The 16,129-nt window shown below is 52.8% G+C and carries 19 protein-coding genes and 4 tRNA genes; 11 read left to right on the top strand and 12 right to left on the bottom strand.

Annotation, left to right across the window (positions count from 1 at the left end):
• Positions 1-197 precede the first annotated feature (197 nt).
• Positions 198-270: transfer RNA gene (locus J2T58_RS00685), tRNA-His, on the bottom strand.
• A gap of 177 nt (positions 271-447) precedes the next feature.
• Here J2T58_RS00685 and infB point away from each other — a divergent pair.
• Both infB and J2T58_RS00675 read left to right on the top strand, forming a co-directional pair.
• Complete coding sequence (gene infB / locus J2T58_RS00680; RefSeq protein ID WP_253486638.1) at positions 448-2,223, top strand: translation initiation factor IF-2; 1,776 nt, start codon at positions 448-450, stop codon at positions 2,221-2,223.
• A gap of 68 nt (positions 2,224-2,291) precedes the next feature.
• Positions 2,292-2,693 carry a 30S ribosomal protein S6e gene (locus J2T58_RS00675; RefSeq protein WP_211531189.1) on the top strand — a complete coding sequence of 134 codons (402 nt, stop codon included), beginning with the start codon at positions 2,292-2,294 and terminating at the stop codon, positions 2,691-2,693.
• Between the two features lie 29 nt (positions 2,694-2,722).
• Here J2T58_RS00675 and J2T58_RS00670 read toward each other — a convergent pair whose 3' ends face one another.
• The 4 genes from J2T58_RS00670 to hypB all read right to left on the bottom strand — a co-directional run bounded on the left by J2T58_RS00670 (position 2,723) and on the right by hypB (position 4,875).
• Positions 2,723-3,202 (bottom strand): DUF2240 family protein, encoded by a 480-nt coding sequence (locus tag J2T58_RS00670; RefSeq protein ID WP_253486636.1) that lies wholly within the window; start codon positions 3,200-3,202, stop codon positions 2,723-2,725.
• Complete coding sequence (locus tag J2T58_RS00665) at positions 3,199-3,621, bottom strand: hypothetical protein (RefSeq protein ID WP_253486635.1); 423 nt, start codon at positions 3,619-3,621, stop codon at positions 3,199-3,201. Before J2T58_RS00665 ends, J2T58_RS00670 begins: the two co-directional genes overlap by 4 nt.
• Before the next feature lie 118 nt (positions 3,622-3,739).
• Positions 3,740-4,117 (bottom strand): 30S ribosomal protein S8e, encoded by a 378-nt coding sequence (locus J2T58_RS00660; protein ID WP_253486634.1) that lies wholly within the window; start codon positions 4,115-4,117, stop codon positions 3,740-3,742.
• A 110-nt stretch (positions 4,118-4,227) separates the two neighbouring features.
• A complete protein-coding gene (gene hypB, locus J2T58_RS00655) occupies positions 4,228-4,875 on the bottom strand; it encodes a hydrogenase nickel incorporation protein HypB (protein WP_253486633.1) in 648 nt (215 codons plus the stop codon).
• Positions 4,876-4,925: 50 nt separating this feature from the next.
• Here hypB and J2T58_RS00650 point away from each other — a divergent pair, with 50 nt between their 5' ends.
• The 6 genes from J2T58_RS00650 to J2T58_RS00630 all read left to right on the top strand — a co-directional run bounded on the left by J2T58_RS00650 (position 4,926) and on the right by J2T58_RS00630 (position 8,029).
• Positions 4,926-5,201: a signal recognition particle subunit SRP19/SEC65 family protein gene (locus J2T58_RS00650; RefSeq protein WP_253486631.1), complete on the top strand. Its 276-nt coding sequence runs from the start codon at positions 4,926-4,928 to the stop codon at positions 5,199-5,201.
• Positions 5,198-5,851, top strand: coding sequence for a histidinol phosphate phosphatase domain-containing protein (locus tag J2T58_RS00645; RefSeq protein ID WP_253486629.1), 654 nt, complete (start codon positions 5,198-5,200; stop codon positions 5,849-5,851). Before J2T58_RS00650 ends, J2T58_RS00645 begins: the two co-directional genes overlap by 4 nt.
• Before the next feature lie 103 nt (positions 5,852-5,954).
• Positions 5,955-6,203: an H/ACA ribonucleoprotein complex subunit GAR1 gene (locus J2T58_RS11280; protein WP_436262624.1), complete on the top strand. Its 249-nt coding sequence runs from the start codon at positions 5,955-5,957 to the stop codon at positions 6,201-6,203.
• Complete coding sequence (locus J2T58_RS00640; protein WP_253486628.1) at positions 6,191-7,198, top strand: transcription initiation factor IIB; 1,008 nt, start codon at positions 6,191-6,193, stop codon at positions 7,196-7,198. The genes J2T58_RS11280 and J2T58_RS00640 overlap by 13 nt, the downstream gene beginning before the upstream one ends.
• 8 nt (positions 7,199-7,206) lie before the next feature.
• Positions 7,207-7,278, top strand: a tRNA-Ala gene (locus J2T58_RS00635).
• A 46-nt stretch (positions 7,279-7,324) separates the two neighbouring features.
• Positions 7,325-8,029 carry a metal-dependent hydrolase gene (locus tag J2T58_RS00630; protein WP_253486627.1) on the top strand — a complete coding sequence of 235 codons (705 nt, stop codon included), beginning with the start codon at positions 7,325-7,327 and terminating at the stop codon, positions 8,027-8,029.
• Positions 8,030-8,060: 31 nt separating this feature from the next.
• On the opposite strand, the gene J2T58_RS00625 is transcribed toward J2T58_RS00630, so the two are convergent.
• Positions 8,061-8,642, bottom strand: coding sequence for an indolepyruvate oxidoreductase subunit beta (locus J2T58_RS00625; RefSeq protein ID WP_253486626.1), 582 nt, complete (start codon positions 8,640-8,642; stop codon positions 8,061-8,063).
• Positions 8,639-10,408, bottom strand: coding sequence for an indolepyruvate ferredoxin oxidoreductase subunit alpha (gene iorA / locus J2T58_RS00620; protein WP_253486625.1), 1,770 nt, complete (start codon positions 10,406-10,408; stop codon positions 8,639-8,641). The genes J2T58_RS00625 and iorA overlap by 4 nt, the downstream gene beginning before the upstream one ends.
• Positions 10,409-10,533: 125 nt before the next feature.
• On the opposite strand from iorA, the gene J2T58_RS00615 reads away from it, so the two are divergent.
• Together J2T58_RS00615 and J2T58_RS00610 are read left to right on the top strand one after the other, a co-directional pair.
• A tRNA-Ile gene (locus tag J2T58_RS00615) sits at positions 10,534-10,607 on the top strand.
• Between the two features lie 62 nt (positions 10,608-10,669).
• Positions 10,670-11,134, top strand: coding sequence for a hypothetical protein (locus J2T58_RS00610; RefSeq protein ID WP_253486624.1), 465 nt, complete (start codon positions 10,670-10,672; stop codon positions 11,132-11,134).
• Between the two features lie 7 nt (positions 11,135-11,141).
• On the opposite strand, the gene J2T58_RS00605 is transcribed toward J2T58_RS00610, so the two are convergent.
• The 3 genes from J2T58_RS00605 to J2T58_RS00595 all read right to left on the bottom strand — a co-directional run bounded on the left by J2T58_RS00605 (position 11,142) and on the right by J2T58_RS00595 (position 12,934).
• Positions 11,142-11,678, bottom strand: a complete 537-nt coding sequence (locus J2T58_RS00605) for a hypothetical protein (RefSeq protein ID WP_253486623.1) — start codon at positions 11,676-11,678, stop codon at positions 11,142-11,144.
• A gap of 75 nt (positions 11,679-11,753) precedes the next feature.
• A complete protein-coding gene (locus J2T58_RS00600) occupies positions 11,754-12,257 on the bottom strand; it encodes an FKBP-type peptidyl-prolyl cis-trans isomerase (protein ID WP_253486621.1) in 504 nt (167 codons plus the stop codon).
• Positions 12,258-12,334: 77 nt separating this feature from the next.
• Positions 12,335-12,934 carry a superoxide dismutase gene (locus J2T58_RS00595; RefSeq protein ID WP_253486618.1) on the bottom strand — a complete coding sequence of 200 codons (600 nt, stop codon included), beginning with the start codon at positions 12,932-12,934 and terminating at the stop codon, positions 12,335-12,337.
• Positions 12,935-13,298: 364 nt separating this feature from the next.
• Here J2T58_RS00595 and J2T58_RS00590 point away from each other — a divergent pair, with 364 nt between their 5' ends.
• Positions 13,299-13,997 carry an FkbM family methyltransferase gene (locus J2T58_RS00590; RefSeq protein WP_253486617.1) on the top strand — a complete coding sequence of 233 codons (699 nt, stop codon included), beginning with the start codon at positions 13,299-13,301 and terminating at the stop codon, positions 13,995-13,997.
• 361 nt (positions 13,998-14,358) lie between these two features.
• Here the strand turns inward: J2T58_RS00590 and J2T58_RS00585 are convergent.
• Both J2T58_RS00585 and serA read right to left on the bottom strand, forming a co-directional pair.
• Positions 14,359-14,432 (bottom strand) — tRNA-Val (locus J2T58_RS00585).
• Positions 14,433-14,503: 71 nt separating this feature from the next.
• Positions 14,504-16,102, bottom strand: coding sequence for a phosphoglycerate dehydrogenase (gene serA, locus J2T58_RS00580; RefSeq protein WP_253486615.1), 1,599 nt, complete (start codon positions 16,100-16,102; stop codon positions 14,504-14,506).
• Between the last annotated feature and the right edge of the window lie 27 nt (positions 16,103-16,129).

The following is a 16,129-nucleotide window of genomic DNA, read 5'->3' as shown; positions in this document are numbered from 1 at the left end:
TGCAATGATACGGGCTCTGATAGGATCTCATTTAGAGAAGGGCAGGGGTGAATCCAAAGGCCAATAGAAGAAAATGTCAGATTATCAAAGAAGGGTCATAACCCATAAGGGGTTCCTCTCTCTTTCCAGAATTGATGATAGTCCCTGACGTTCCGATATGCAGATCAGGATGCAATTCATAGAGAAAAGGTGATTCAGGCCAGGGCCGGGACTCGAACCCGGGTCAAAGGATCCACAGTCCTATAGGATGTCCAGCTACCCTACCCTAGCATAAATGCTCATTCTTATTGCCGTTTCTAACTCTTTAAATTAACGGATTGACTCCCAACGATCACCCTCCCTCTCCACTTCCGCTCCTCGAAAGAATATAATACTCCGGATGCGTTATAGAGTATCACTTTCCGGGATTATTCAGGTAATCCCGGCTTTTCAGGAGGGGTATCAGATATGGCTAAGAATAATATCAGGACGCCGATCGTGTGTGTCCTTGGGCATGTTGATCATGGGAAGACATCGCTCCTCGATAAGATCCGCGGCTCACAGGTCGTAAGTACCGAGGCGGGCGCCATTACCCAGCATATCGGAGCGACGCTGATACCGATTGATGCGATACGAAAGATGAGCGGGCTGACCGGGAAGGCCGAGATCAAGATCCCGGGCCTTCTCTTCATCGATACACCCGGCCACCGCGCCTTCACCACCCTCCGCGCACGTGGGGGCGCTCTTGCGGAGATAGCCATCCTGGTCATCGATATCAATGAGGGTTTTAAACAGCAGACGCAGGAGGCTCTCCAGATACTTCGGAACTGTAAGACACCATTTGTCGTTGCTGCAACCAAGGTGGATCGTATCCCCGGATGGCGTGTTCACCCGGATGAACCGTTCCAGAAGACGTATGCAAAACAGAATGAGCGTGTCCAGGGCATCCTTGAGACCCGGATCTATGAGATCGTCGGGGAGCTCTCTGATCTTGGGTTCAACTCCGAACGCTATGACCGTGTTCGTGACTTTGCACGGAACATCGCTATTGTTCCATCGTCAGGGATCACTGGTGAGGGCATCCCCGATCTCCTGATGGTGATGATCGGCCTTGCCGAGCGGTACCTGACCGAATCACTGAAGATAACCGCGGATGGCCCCGGCCAGGGGACTGTCCTTGAGGTGAAGGAGGAACGTGGCCTTGGGATGACCCTTGATCTCATCCTCTATGATGGGACCCTCTCGGTCGGGGATGAGATCGGGGTGGCTGGTGCATCGGGATGCATCATCACAAAAGTACGATCTGTCCTGAAGGCACGCCCGATGAAGGAGATACTCATTGAGGATCGCTTCGAACGGGTAAAGTCGGTAACTGCCGCCGCAGGTATCAAACTTGCAGCACCCAATCTTGATGAGGTCGTCTCCGGATCTCCGCTCCGTGTCATCAAAGGGAATCGTGATGAGGTGGTTATGGAGATTAATGCCGAGATGCAGGCGGTCAATGTCAAACTCTCGCACCTTGGTATCAGTATTAAAGCAGATACCATCGGTGCGCTTGAGGCCCTCTCAAAGGAACTTGAGGCGAAGGAGATAGAGATTATGCGTGCAGATGTCGGCCCGGTCAGCCGCCATGACATCATAGAGCTTGAGACGATGCGTGAGCCGCTTCATAAAGTCATCATCTGTTTCGCAACTGATATTCTCCCTGATGTCGAAGAGATGCTCAAACACCCGCGGTATGCTGATATCAAAGTATTCTCCGGAAATATCATCTACCGGGTGATCGACGATTACATCGAGTGGCGGGATGAGGAGATTCGGAGGCGCGAGGCGCAGCAGTTTGAAGCGGTCATCATGCCTGCCAAGATACAGCTCCTTCCCAACTGTGTCTTCCGCCAGAGTGATCCGGCAGTCGTTGGTGTCCGTGTTCTGGGCGGGCTCCTCAGACCGAAGGTGCATCTTATGAATCTTGAGGGTCGCTCGGTCGGGACGGTCAAGATGATGCAGGATAAAGGCGATACCGTCACAGAGGCAAAAGAAGGGATGGAGATCGCCGTATCGATTGAGGGTCCAACGGTTGGAAGACAGATCCATGTTGGCGATACCCTTTATGTGGAAATTCCTGAGCGGCATGTGAAGGTTCTTGAGCGGGAGATGCTCTCCCATATCAATATCAGCTCCCAGGAAGCACTCTCTGAATATGCAATGATCAGGAGGAGGGATAATCCCTTCTGGGGTAAGTAGTATTAACCGGGACGCTCAAACAATATGGGTACTTCGGCTTCGGAAAGAACGAGGAGTTGTTTCGATACATGGTAGACTTTAAAATTGTTATATCAGACCCAGAGACCGGCCGTTCCTACAATACGGTAGCAAGTGGCGGTGCAGCTGGTGCATTTATCGGAAAGTCAATATCACACCAGATCGATGCTGGTGTCATCGGACTTGACGGGTATCGCATCGAAATCACCGGTGGAAGCGACAGAACCGGTATCCCGGCACGGAGAGGGCTTCCAGGATCTGCACGGCGCCACCTGCTCCTGACGGGCGGAAACGGCTTCAACCCAACGAAGCGCGGGGAGCGGCGGAGGAAGACGGTTCGGGGATCTGAGATCACATCCGACTTTGTGCAGATCAATGTCAAGGTCGTTGAGACCGGCAAGACTCCTCTTGCAGAAATCTTCGCTCCAAAAGAAGAGGCAAAGGCTGAATAAGCCCAATCTTTTTTCTGACCGCTCTGGTATCAGGCGGTTTTTTTGGCACTCTTTTGAATGAGGCTGCTCATCAGCTCTTCCCGGTAGCCCTCGGTATCCACCTGGTACCGGCGTGCAAGGATCATGACAGCCGCTTCGGGGAGGAGCCGGTCATCAAAGTGATCATGGATGATCCTATTCATTTCAGCATACATCGCCCGCTGGTCTGTTCCTGCCCTTGCTGCGATCGAAGAGACCAGTCGCTCAATCGGATCTTCCTTCCTGAGTATGGATGTGGAAGGCTTGAAACCCAAGGGTATCTCTACTTCTCCCGGACTGAATGCAGGGATATAGACACCACCCTGAAAGAGAAGAAGTCCCTCCTCGCGTGCCCGTTCAAGGAGAAGGGTTGCTTCTTCCTTATTCATCCATTTCCGGTCAATAGCAATATAATAGATGAACTCGACCTTCTGGAGGCGTTCTTTTCTGAGATGCCTGAATGCGGCTGCCACCACTGTCCTGAGGCTCACGAGAGGGCACCCTTCAGGAGATTCTTCAGGTCAAGTGCGTCAACTTCTCCATCTCTCCCCTGCTGGACGATGAATCCCTCTATCCGGCTGCCGAGATCATCAACCCTGAGGAGGAAGGAATATTCCGCCGCAGGATATCTCCCCTCACCCTTCAGGAGGGTGTCGTTTATCTGAAGGAGAAAATCGGCGCGTTCGCTGATATCGTCGATAAAATCCGAATCTGTCCGTACTCTCTCAAATCCGGTTTTATCGCGGGCAATCTCAACATGGATCTCGCGCTTGAAGAGTCCTCTCTCTGTCCGGAAATTCGTCTGGCTTCCGTCCAGTTTGCAGATGGATCGTATTGCTTCCTGGAAAGGAACATCATGTTCGAAGACAAGATCACAGTGGTTTGGGAACTGGTATGAGACCCGGCGCATAATACACGTATATGAGATGATACGTGGCTAAAACTCTATCCCCCGATATTGGTTCATACTGGCCGGGAGATGAGAGACTGATCCCCGGGCCCCGGAAAAAATAAGAAAAATGTATGGTTTATTCGATCAGAACAGCGTTCACGACGCCATCCTGGCTTGGGCGGGAAACTATCCGGGCGCTGCCGATCTCCGTCTTAATGATCGCCCCTTTTGTCAGCATCTTACGGCGGACGTAGTTTGGGTTTGCGGTATTTGATTCGACATTCTGGATAGCGACCTTCTTTGTGATCCCGGTCTTTGAATCAGATACTGATGCATACTCACTGCGGAGTGCGCGAACCTTTGTGTTTCCTCCGCGGGTCCGGATGATACGGTTACGGCTCTCTCCGATAACGGTCTCAGCCGGGGACCTGCCGATCTCAAAACGCTTTTTGCCGCAGGAGGGGTGGTACCGTCCGCCTGATGGCTTTCTGATGGATCTTCCTTGCCAGAGCATTGATGTTCCTCGTGATGGATAGTATCTCGTCTTTGGGTATCCCCAAGTAGAGTTCTCTATATTTCACTCTGAGATGTATTTAAGGTTGGGTCTCATATCCGGATCTGCCATCATGCAAGGATCGCATCCAGCAGCTCCAAAGCCCCCTCTCCAGTCTTCAGGTTCGTCCGGAATACCGGCATTTTCGGATTATATCTCTTGATATCCGCCTCCATTCTGTCGAGATCGGATCCGATAAGGGGGGCGAGATCGACTTTATTGATGACGGCGATGTCACCACTCCGAAACATCATCGGGTGCTTGTTGACAACATCATCCCCTTCGGTCGAGCTGATGACAATGATTCTCTTCTCTGCACCGAGCTGAAAATCGGTTGGGCATACCATATTGCCGACATTTTCGATAAAGAGAATATCTATCTCATCAAGTGGGAGGTGATGCAGCCCATGTTCAACGAGATGGGCATCCAGGTGGCATTCCTTTCCGGTATTTGCATTGTAGGCCGGCGCTCCTGTTCTGACGATCCGCTGGAAATCGTCATCACCATAAACATCCCCGGCGATGGCACCTCCCCGGATCCCACGCGCGGCGAGGATCGGAATCAGCTTCTCGATCAGCGCGGTCTTGCCTGATCCAATTGCCCCGAGCAGATCAAACGCCCGTACGCCATGCTCCCTGAGATGGCGGGCATTTGCTTCAGCAAGACGGGTATTCCCCTCAAAGATATCCTTCTCCATATGGACGTCGATCTGATGCATATACGTAATTGGCGGGATCTGTTTATAGGTTCATCGCGAATGTAGTAGGTATGGGAACTGAGCGGATCCTGTACCCCTGCTACTTTAATAGTACACTTACCCGTGCCGAAGGGAGGCGTATTCCAAAGGCACTTGCCCTGAAATCTCCAAAAATCCAGGATATTGAACGGGCTGCACGCAAGATCGGGATCTCAGGTGCTGTCATTGAGCCTAACTCCCATCCTGCGCACTGGCTTCACCGTGAAGGCCGGCTTCGGCTCTCCTGGGAGGGAAGCAAGGAGTCGCTCATCAGAAAGATTGCAAAGAACATTCCCGAGAAGCAATGACCGGCATGTACGATTATCACTGTCATACAACCCTCTCAGATGGGAGTATGCTCCCGATTGAACTGATCAGGCGGATGTCCGTTCTGGGCTATAGTTCCGTTGCCATCTCTGATCATGTCGATGCGACGAATCTTTTGGAGGTGATCGGGGCTGTCTCCCGGCTCCGGCGCTCTGCCGCTCTCTTTGGTGTCGATCTCCTCTGCGGGGTGGAGATCACCCATGTCCCTCCCGAAGAGATCCATGGTATAGCCAGAGAGGCGAAAGAACTCGGAGCAGATGTTGTTCTGGTTCATGGTGAGACGGTCGTTGAGCCGGTTGCCAAAGGAACAAATGCCGCTGCCGTCTCTTCCCCTGATGTCGACATCCTTGCCCATCCCGGTTTTATTTCAGATGCTGATGCGGCAGTTGCAGCAGATAATGGGGTATTCCTTGAGATAACCTCGAGAAATGGCCATAATCGGATGAATGGGCATGTTCTCCGGATGGCACGGGATGCAGGGTGTGGCCTTGTTATACAGTCTGATGCACATGATCCGCGTGATCTCCTGGATCATGAGGCAAAATGGCTCGTTGGCCGGGGTGCCGGGATGACTGATGGGGAGGTCGAAAAAGCGATGGGATATAAAATTGAATCTATCAAAAGGTTCTAGTCCTTTTATACTTTTTCACAACTTTTAAATACTGGAAGCGACTCATATATAATTATATAAAGTTTCCGAAATGGTTCTAGAATTCTTTGACTGAGGGTTTGTTTTGAAGTTTGCTGGTCGAATACTTAGTATTTGCGGTCGCCGTCTGGCAGTTGTCCGCTGTGATGCAGGCCAACTGCCACCGCTCTACTGTGATCTTGTGGACAGCCGTATGAAGCCGGTCGGGAAGATTGTTGACCTATTCGGAAATATTGCCTCCCCATATGCAACAATCGTCTGCAAAAACGATTGCCGTCTTCAGGAAGGCGAGAAGCTATATGTGCGGGAGAAGGTGAAGACATGCAGGAGATAGAGAAGTTAAAACAGCTTAAATCAGAACGTGAAGCGATGAAACTCCGCCAGAAGGCGGTGGTCAAGGAGAAGCAGAAGCAGGAGGAGCATATCCAGACTGTCTGCCCGGAATGCAGCAGCAGACAGCTTATCCATGACTATGAGAGAGCCGAACTCGTCTGCCAGAGCTGTGGACTGGTGCTTGATGACGACTTCATCGACCGTGGTCCTGAATGGCGTGCATTCGACCATGATCAGAGGATGAAGCGATCGCGTGTCGGTGCACCGATGACCTTCACCATTCATGACAAAGGTCTCTCGACGATGATCGACTGGAGAAACCGTGACAGCTATGGCCGTGCCATCTCCTCGAAGAACCGTGCCCAGCTGTACCGTCTCCGGAAGTGGCAGCGGCGTATCCGTGTCTCGAATGCGACCGAGAGAAATCTTGCCTTTGCCCTCTCCGAACTTGACAGGATGGCTTCGGCACTTGGTCTTCCAAGGAACGTCCGTGAGACCGCTGCTGTCGTCTACCGTGATGCCGTTGATAAGAACCTCATTCGTGGACGATCCATCGAAGGGGTTGCCGCCGCCGCACTCTATGCGGCCTGTCGCCAGTGCAGTGTACCGCGAACCCTGGATGAGATTGCCGAGGTATCCCGTGTCTCACGCAAGGAGATCGGAAGGACCTACCGTTTCATCTCCCGGGAGCTCGGACTGAAGCTCCTTCCAACCTCACCAATCGACTATGTTCCCCGCTTCTGCTCGGGACTGACCCTGAAAGGCGAGGTGCAGAGCCGGGCGGTTGAGATCCTCCGGCAGGCTGGTGAGCGGGAGCTTACAAGCGGTCGTGGACCGACCGGTGTTGCGGCAGCCGCTATCTATATCAGCTCGATCCTCTCAGGCGAACGGAGGACCCAGCGTGAGGTTGCCGAGGTTGCCGGTGTCACCGAGGTCACCATCCGGAACAGGTATAAGGAACTGGCAGAGAAACTGGATATTGAGATCATTCTCTAATTTTTTTCGGGCTCGTAGATCAGGGGGAGATCGCAACGTTCGCAACGTTGAGGCCGCGGGTTCAAATCCCGCCGGGTCCATTACAATAATATATATTTTAAATTAAATATTTCTTCAAGGTGTCTGATGTACTTTTTCTTCCATCTCCTTGTGGGTGTTGCAACAGCCCTCTTCATTTGCGAGTGCTTCCGTTCAAAGCGATGGTTCTTTCCCGTTGCCTTCGGATCTATTCTCCCGGATCTCATCGACAAGCCGCTTGGGCATATCATCCTCGCAGAATCGCTCGGATATGGCAGGTTGATCGGCCATTCACTCCTGGGGATCTGGATTGCACTGGTCGTGGGCTCCCTCATCTATCGTTATTGGGGCTTGATAGCGGGGTATGGCATTGCGGCCGGAATGTTCGCTCATCAGATTCTTGACTCAATGTGGGAGAGCCGCGAGGTCTGGTTCTATCCCCTCTATGGTCCGTTTCCACAGGGGCAGTATACCAACTACTTTGTCACCTCTTTCTGGCGGGAACTGACCGCTCCCCAGGAGTGGCTCTCAATCTCTTTTCTGGTTCTCTTTACACTTATCTTCTATGCAAAGCCCCTATCTGAACGCTTCGGCTGGGATATACACCCTCCTGATCTCCGATACTTCTTCCTGACTGGTGCGGGTGTGATTACTCTTGGCTTTGGTATCTTCCTTCTCCTCTATATCAGGGATATTTCATCAAATATTCTCTACCCGCTTGTCAGGGGAGGAGATCCACTGATCGGTACCGGTGCGCTCATCTGGTGCGGCCTGGTCTTTCTGTATATCGGCTGGAAGAGATACACTCCTTAGATTCTCTTTGGAATGCCTGAAAAAAGGTGATTTACTGGTTGGCGGCCTCTCTCCCCTCGAGGAAGGCACGCTCATTGATTGGGATGGTCTTCTGCGGCACACATCGCCGTACCCCTTCAATGAGGGAATCGACACTGAGGGGTATGGTGTGGGATGCGGCACCAAGCAGTGCAATGTTTGCAGCAAGGGGGCTCCCTGCGGCGGTTGCGATCCCTGTTGCATCAATGATGGCGGTATTGTGGCCATCGAGCATGGCCGCGATATCATCGATGGTCGGAACCGGCTGGCCTGAGGTGAAGGCGGATGTCGGGAGGACCATCTGATTGTTGACGATCATCATTCCCCCTTCCTTCAGGTAGTGACGATACCTGACTGCCTCGAGGAGGTCAAAGGCGATGAGAAGGTCTGCTGTGCCCGGTATGATGAGGGGGCCAAACTCTCCGTCGATGCGTATCTGGCTCTCAACGGATCCTCCCCGCTGTGCCATTCCGTGGGTCTCGGCACCTTTCACACTCCGCCCTTCGATGAGGCATGCCTCTCCAAGGACATTTGAAGCAAGGATCGTCCCCTGGCCGCCGATTCCGACGATCATAATGTCATAACTCTTCTTCATCGCTTCACCTCCCGCCTGATGGCCCCGGCAGGACAGATATCGGCGCAGACCGCACAGCCTGTACAGAGATCGTTAATCCAGGCCACTTCATCATGGTACTCGATGGCCGGGCATCCGTACTTGATACAGAGCCTGCAGCTTGTGCAGGTCTCTGCCTCGACCATGTACTTGTGCCGCTTCCATCCCGCACGCCTGGTGACGATGACACAGGGCTGACGGGCGATGATCACCCGGACGCCCTTCTCCTCTTTTGCCCTCTTCATGGTGTCGAGGAGGAGGGAGAGATCGTACGGGTCCACCGTCTCGACGAACGTCACGCCACAGGAGCGGCAGAGCGCCTCAAGGGAGACTGCCGGGCTCTCCGTTCCGGAGGCTGTCTGGCAGGTGTTCGGGTTGGGCTGGTGGCCGGTCATCGCTGTGATCCTGTTGTCGAGGATGACGACGACGATATCGGCCCCATTGTACACCGCATTAATGAGGCCGTTTATTCCGGTGTGGAGGAAGGTTGAGTCCCCGATTGTACAGACGACATCCCGCTCCTCACCGCTTCTGTTGATACCGCTTGCAACGGTGATGGCTGCTCCCATGCAGATGGTGGTGTCGACCGCTCCGAGCTGGAGGCCGAGGGTGTAGCACCCGATATCGCTTGGGAAGATACCGTCCTTAAAGACCTTCTTCATTGAATAGAAGGTGGATCGGTGCATACAGCCGGCGCAGAGGATGGGCGGACGAACCGGAAGGTTCCCGACCGGGACGACAGCCGGAAACGGATTGGCCGGTATGAACCCGGCTGCAGCGAGCGCTTCAGCGATGACGGGTTGTGAGAACTCGCCCTCATGGGGGAGGTACCCGTTCTTCTTCCCATAGATAACCTGATCACAGGCGACCTCTCTGACAGCGCCTTCGATTATCGGCATCATCTCTTCGATAACCAGTATCTCCCGGTGCCGGGAGACGAAATCTGCGAGCCACTCCTCATCAATCGGGTATGCCCCGATCGTTGCAAGGGAGACGCCATCCGGGAGGATCTCACGGATATATTCTGCGCTGATCCCGCCTGCAATGACCGCTTTTTCTCCCCTGACGATCGCGGTGTTGAAGCCGCACTCGATGAGTCTCTTCCTGATACCCGGCTGCTTCTGGTTCAGCTCTTTATGAAGGATCCGGGTGTGGGCGGGGATGACGACATACTGCTTTGGATTGCGCTCAAAGGTTCCTTTCCGGTGTTCAGTCGTCACCTCTCCAAGTTCAATGTCTCCTTTGCTATGGCAGATGCGGGTCGTCGGCCTGAGCATTACAGGAAGCCCGAACTCCTCGGAGAGCTCAAAAGCTTTGATGATACCATCATGCGCATCCTGAATGCTCGCCGGATCGATGCATGGGATCTTCGCAAATGCTGCATACATCCGCGAGTCCTGTTCGTTCTGGGAACTGTGGGCATATGGATCGTCGGCAGCAAGGAGCACCATTCCACCGGTGACGCCGGTATAACTGCTCGTCATTAGTGGATCTGCCGCAACATTCACGCCAACATGTTTCATCGTTACAAGAGCGCGGCATCCGCACCAGGCGGCTGCAAGCGCGTTTTCATATGCAACCTTCTCATTGACCGACCATTCAAGGTGGCATCCAGGCTCCGGGGCTGTCCTGAGTGTGTCGATCACTTCAGAGGATGGCGTTCCCGGATATCCGCTGATGAAATCGACGCCCGCTTCCCTGCATGCGTGTGCGATTGCAACATTTCCAAGGAGATATCTCTTTTCCATGGCTCACTCCGACATTTCTGTTCATCATTTCTCGTCTTCTGATCATAAATAACGGATGCAACAGAATGGATTGCCAATTCACAATCTATAAATGTAGCGAGTGCCTATCTATTTAGGTAACATCAGGGCCCGTAGCATAGCCCGGTGGTGCGCTCGGCTGATAACCGAGAGGTCATGCGTTCGAATCGCATCGGGCCCACTCTCCTTTTTCTTTCAGATAAGATTCATATTGCTTATATCCTCTGACCATAAAGTATCAGTATGGACTCTCGGCAGAGCATATTGATTGTTGTCGGGGCGATTGCCTGCATCGGAGCTGCATTATTCATCGATATCTACTATGCTCTCATCGGTCTGGTCATCGTTTTGGCATTGTATATGACACTCTGGATTATGCAGGATGCTGCATATCTCCCCCAGGTCTCCTGCTCACTCTCTGAGGATGCAAAGTCGATCATTGTAAAAAATACCGGGACTGCACCTGCACGGCGGATTCACATCTCACTGGTTCCGCTTGATATCGAGTTTGATATAAAAGAGCTCCAGCCTGAGGAGGAGGAGACCTTCACCCTCGACAAGATGATACGTGAGGCAAAAGCTGTTATTCGCTTCTCCTCAGCAGATAGCGAGAATGTTGTTGAACAGTCCTACCCCCTCTCAAGCCTGAGCGGCGGGGTCTATGATCCGCTGAAGCCGACGTTCCCCCTCTTCAGCTGGAAGAAATAAAGGGGGATTACTTTTTTTCACCCAGAATAAAAGCGATAGTCATCTCGAGTGAGCGTATCAGCTCTTCCTCAAGGTTCGCATAGTCATGGAGCGCGCGGTAGAGCATATAGATGACACCCGGACCATAGAATTCGATCGCCTCTTCTGCGGTCAGAGGGTTGAGATAACTGTCGATGATAAACCCGTCATCTGAGAACATCAACTCGGCAATTGTTCCCTTCTCTGTGAGGACGCAGAACTGCTTGTCAACCTTCCGGGTCATATCGTCGGGCCTGATTGCCACCGGCTCCTCAGCACGGCCGATGATGATCATCTTCTCATCATAATGGATGGTGTCATAGAGTTCTCCCTTCCCATCCTTCTTGGTCTTATGAAGGAACTGCTGTCCCAGCGATCCGATGAGGGGGGTGGTGAGGGTGACCATCCGTGACAGCAGGCCGGCAAGGTCTGATCGGATCGTCTCCTCAAGTCCGTCTATTCTTCCATTGTATTCTTCAATCGTCTCAGTGAGACGAAGAAATCCATCTTCTATTATCTGATCCATTTTCATATCTCCAGGTACTACCATGACTTCAGAAGCTGATGGCTCTTATCATTCGTTCTGCGGAAAAAAGGGTGTTCAGAGGATCTGAACGAGGGTTATCTCAAATGTCAGATCCTCCCCTGCAAGGGGGTGATTCAGATCGAGAATCACTGCGGTCTCATTAACTGATGTTACGATACTCTGGGCAATCATGCCGTTGTCCATCGAGACCGGAACCTGTGCTCCAATCTCAGGAATCTCACCAGGGAATAATTCATGTTCGATGGTGAAGAGGAGGTCATCACGGTGCTGGCCGTACGCCTCATCGGCAGGGATCGTGACCGTCTTCGTCTCATCGACCGTCATCCCGATTACTGCGCTGTCAAATCCGGGGATGACCTCTCCTGCCCCGATGGTAAACTCAAGCGGCTCCCTGCCAACCGAACTGTCAAATGTGGAGCCATCAGAGAGGGTGCCTGTATAATGGACTCTGACCGTATCGCCCTCTTCTGCAACCGATCCTCCGACACATCCTGCGATGGTCAGGAATGCGGCAAGGAGGATAAGGATGCCTCCGGCTCCCTTTACCGAATTATTCATGAAAGATTGTTGTGTCGGGTGGTTAAAGTGTTTCCCAAAGAAAAAATGAGGGTTCTTCTGGTGAAAAGAAGGGGTGGTCAGAGCCTCTTATTGACCTCATCCCAGTTGACGATATTCCAGAATGCCTGGATGAATGCGGCCCGGTCGTTTTTGTAGTCGATATAGTATGCATGCTCAAAGAGATCGAGGACAAGGAGTATCGGGCAGGATGGGAAGACATTCGTGTTATGCTTCTCGATTTGCATGATCTGCAGCTTTTTTGTCAGTGGGCACTCTGTCAGGGCTGCCCATCCTGATCCCTCAACGCTCGCAGCAGCGATGGTAAATTCTTTCTTAAACCTTTCAAAACTGCCGAAATCAGCCTGTATCCGCTCTCCAATCGCACCGGTCGGCTCTCCACCACCTCCGGAACCGGCAGGTGCAAGACTGGTCCAGAAGAGCGAGTGGAGATAATGTCCACCGAAGTTCCATGAGAGATCCTTGAGGATGGCCTTCATATTGGGATCAGCCCCTTGTTTCCGGGCATCCTCGAGTGCGGTCAGGTTGGCATTTGCGCCATTTACATAGGCCATGTGGTGCTTGTCATGGTGTATGGTGAGCTGTTCCTCTGAGATATAGGGTGCAAGTGCTCCGGCCCCATAGGGTAGTGGGGGAAGTGTGTAGCTTTTCTCTTCCATTCTCTATCACTCCTCTGATCACACCGCGGTGTGAATGTCTGGGAGCAGGTCTCACCTGCTCCGATGATCCCTTCTCCCTCTTCATGGTTCATAAATGTATCAGATCGGGATGATGATCGGCTACTGGCAACGGGCTCGCTGGTGGGTGACGATGTTTGAATAATAATTTAATTATATAAAATTCTATCTATGGATTATTATTGCTTTCACTGTTATCGATGACAATAATGATACATTTTGAGATCTAACCAGCATACCGGACTGTACCACAACGCCCCGGATTCCTGGAGGCCCCCTCCTCTGGACATGCAGGACTGCTCCCGGGGATGAACGTGGCTGTACCCTGGCTTGCAGGAGATCTGATATGAGTCTGATACGGGATGCGCATACGATTTATAAATATAACAACTTTGTCGATCTCTTCCTTGGCGCCTGCCGGTACGTCTCACGGACCGGCCAATCGGAGATGGGTATTGCCTCTGCACATAGCCTGTTGACACAACCCGGTGATCGTGTTGTGATCGTCGGTGGGGGTGATGGTGCAACTGCCCTGACCGCCGCGAAGAAGGTCGGCAGGACCGGCTCGGTGACGATCTATGAGGGTGGTGACCGGGCTGCCCGCCAGATGGGAGAGCGGCTGAAAATGGAGGGGGTTGCCGCCATCTGCTGTGTCCATCATGCCATCGTCGGGCCTGAGATCGATGTCTATGGGGGGGATGCTTCTGATGCACTCGTCGTTGACCCGGAGGATCTTCCTGACTGCGATATCCTTGAACTCGATTGTGAAGGCTCTGAGATAGATATCCTGCGCTCGCTCCGGATCCGTCCACGGGTCATCATCGTGGAGATCCATCCGTTCCTCTTCCCTGATGATCCATGCTGGGTGCTGGATCGGCTTGCCGCTCTTGGCTATCGGACTGTATATCGGAGCGGCCATGATGGTATCCGGCTTGATGATCCGGATCTCCGGAAACTCCTCACCCGATCACGGGACTGCGGGGTAATTTATCTGAAGAATGGGGCGCGATCACCCGCAGTTGTTGCGGCTGTACGGGACGAGTAGATCGGGTATCAAAACGATGGAGGAGCAGGGAAGGCTCCCGCATGTCTCCCCACTCCTGTATTCGCTCTGTTGAACCTCAGAGCTATAGATACAGCTATTTTTTTCGGACTCTGGTACTCATCACAACGACAGAGTCATTGAGATCCTACTATGCCAAATTTTTATTACACCATGTAGATCCAAATAGGAGATGGGTAGCTTTCCGTTCCTCCCGTCTATTTGGCGCCCCCCCGTATCTTCGATTGTTATCGTCAAATATGGGTCTCAGCTCCCTCTGAGAGATGGCGGGTTTCAGATCGATTGATGAGATCGCTACTGAGGATGAAAAGGCGTTAATGAGAACTATTATCTGAAAACAAGATGGGCCCGCTGAGATTCGAACTCAGGACCTCCGCCATGTCAAGGCGACGTCATAACCAGCTAGACCACGAGCCCCGTGCCTTCTGCCTTACAATGTAGGCATTGGCAGTATAAAAGGATTGTTTTTTGCCCTTTCGGGCATCAGTTCAGAGGGTTGCAAATGTTGCCGAAATGATACCGGGGACGCCCCGCATCTCCTCCATCACGGCATCAGGGACTTCCGAGTCGACATTTAAGACCATGAGCGCCTCTTCGCCAGCCTTCACACGGCCGACCTGCATTCCGCCAATATTGATATTGTGTCTCCCAAGGACTGTCGCTGTCGGCCCGATGACCCCCGGCTTATCGATATGGCGGGAGATGACGATTGATCCTGCAGGGATGAGATCCATCGTAAACTCACCGATAGCGACGATCCGAACACGGCTCTTTCCAAAGACCGAGCCGCTGATCGTCTCTTCGCCCTTTGCTGTCCTGATGGTGAGGCTGATGAGGTTCTTAAATCCATGCGACTCCTCGGTCGTCGTCTCTGCCACTGCGATACCGCGCTCGCGGGCGACGAACTCGGCATTGACGATGTTGATCGGCATCTGGAGGATCGGATCAAGGATCCCTTTGATCGCCATCCGGGTCACCATCTTAAGATTCTGGCGCATCTCGATGAGATCGCCTGCATAGGTAACTTCCACCTTCGTGATCGCCCCATCAACCACCTGGGAGGCGAGGCGGCCCATCTTCTCTGCGAGGCGGGCATACGGCTCGATCGTATCCTGGAGTTCAGGCGGGATCATCGGTGCATTAACGACATACTTAGCCGCACCGCCCTTGAGGACATCGATGCACTGATGGGCGATGGACTCTGCCACGTTCTTCTGTGCCTCAACAGTACTTGCACCCAGGTGCGGGGTGACGATGACATTGTCAAGGGTAAAGAGCGGTGAATCGGCAGGAGGTTCCTCCTCAAAGACATCAATCGCCGCACCTGCAACCTTTCCGCTGGCAACAGCAGCGGCGAGGGCATTCTCATCAATGATGCCGCCTCGTGCGCAGTTGATGATCCGCACCCCGTCTTTCATCGTCGCAATCGACTCTGCGTTGATCAGGTGCATCGTCTCCTTGATGAGTGGCGTATGGACGGTGATGACATCGGCAACCTTGAAGAGATCCGCCACACTCATCATCTCGACACCGAACTGCGCCCCCCGCTCCGGAGTGATGAAGGGATCGTAGGCGACGACACGCATGTTGAATGACTGGGCGCGCTTGGCAACCTCCCTGCCGATACGGCCAAACCCGACGACACCGAGTATCTTCTCATTCATCTCGACGCCGATGAACTTTGATCGCTTCCATTCGCCCTTCTTCAGCGAGATATTGGCAGGAGGAATCCTCCGTGCAAGGGCGAGCATCATCGCCATCGTATGCTCGGTTGCGGCAAGGGTATTCCCCTCAGGTGCGTTTGCGACGATGATTCCCTTACGGGTTGCAGCGTCGGTATCGATATTGTCGACACCTGCACCCGCCCGGCCGATATATTTCATCTTCTCGGCGGCCTCGATCACCCGTGCAGTCACCTCCGTCCCGGATCTGACGATGAGTGCGTCATACTCTCCGATGATTGCGACAAGCTCATCCTCTGAGAGTCCAACCTTTACATCAACAGTGCAGAACTGTCGTAATATCTCAATGCCTTCTTCAGCCAGCGGATCGCTGACAAGTACGTTATAGTTCACGAAAAACCCCATACGTATATAATCATAGCAGGTAATCAT

The organism is Methanocalculus alkaliphilus, assembly GCF_024170505.1.
Lineage (GTDB): Archaea > Halobacteriota > Methanomicrobia > Methanomicrobiales > Methanocorpusculaceae > Methanocalculus > Methanocalculus alkaliphilus.
Note: the sequence above shows the minus strand (reverse complement) of the source record. Positions and strands in the feature narration are given on the sequence as shown.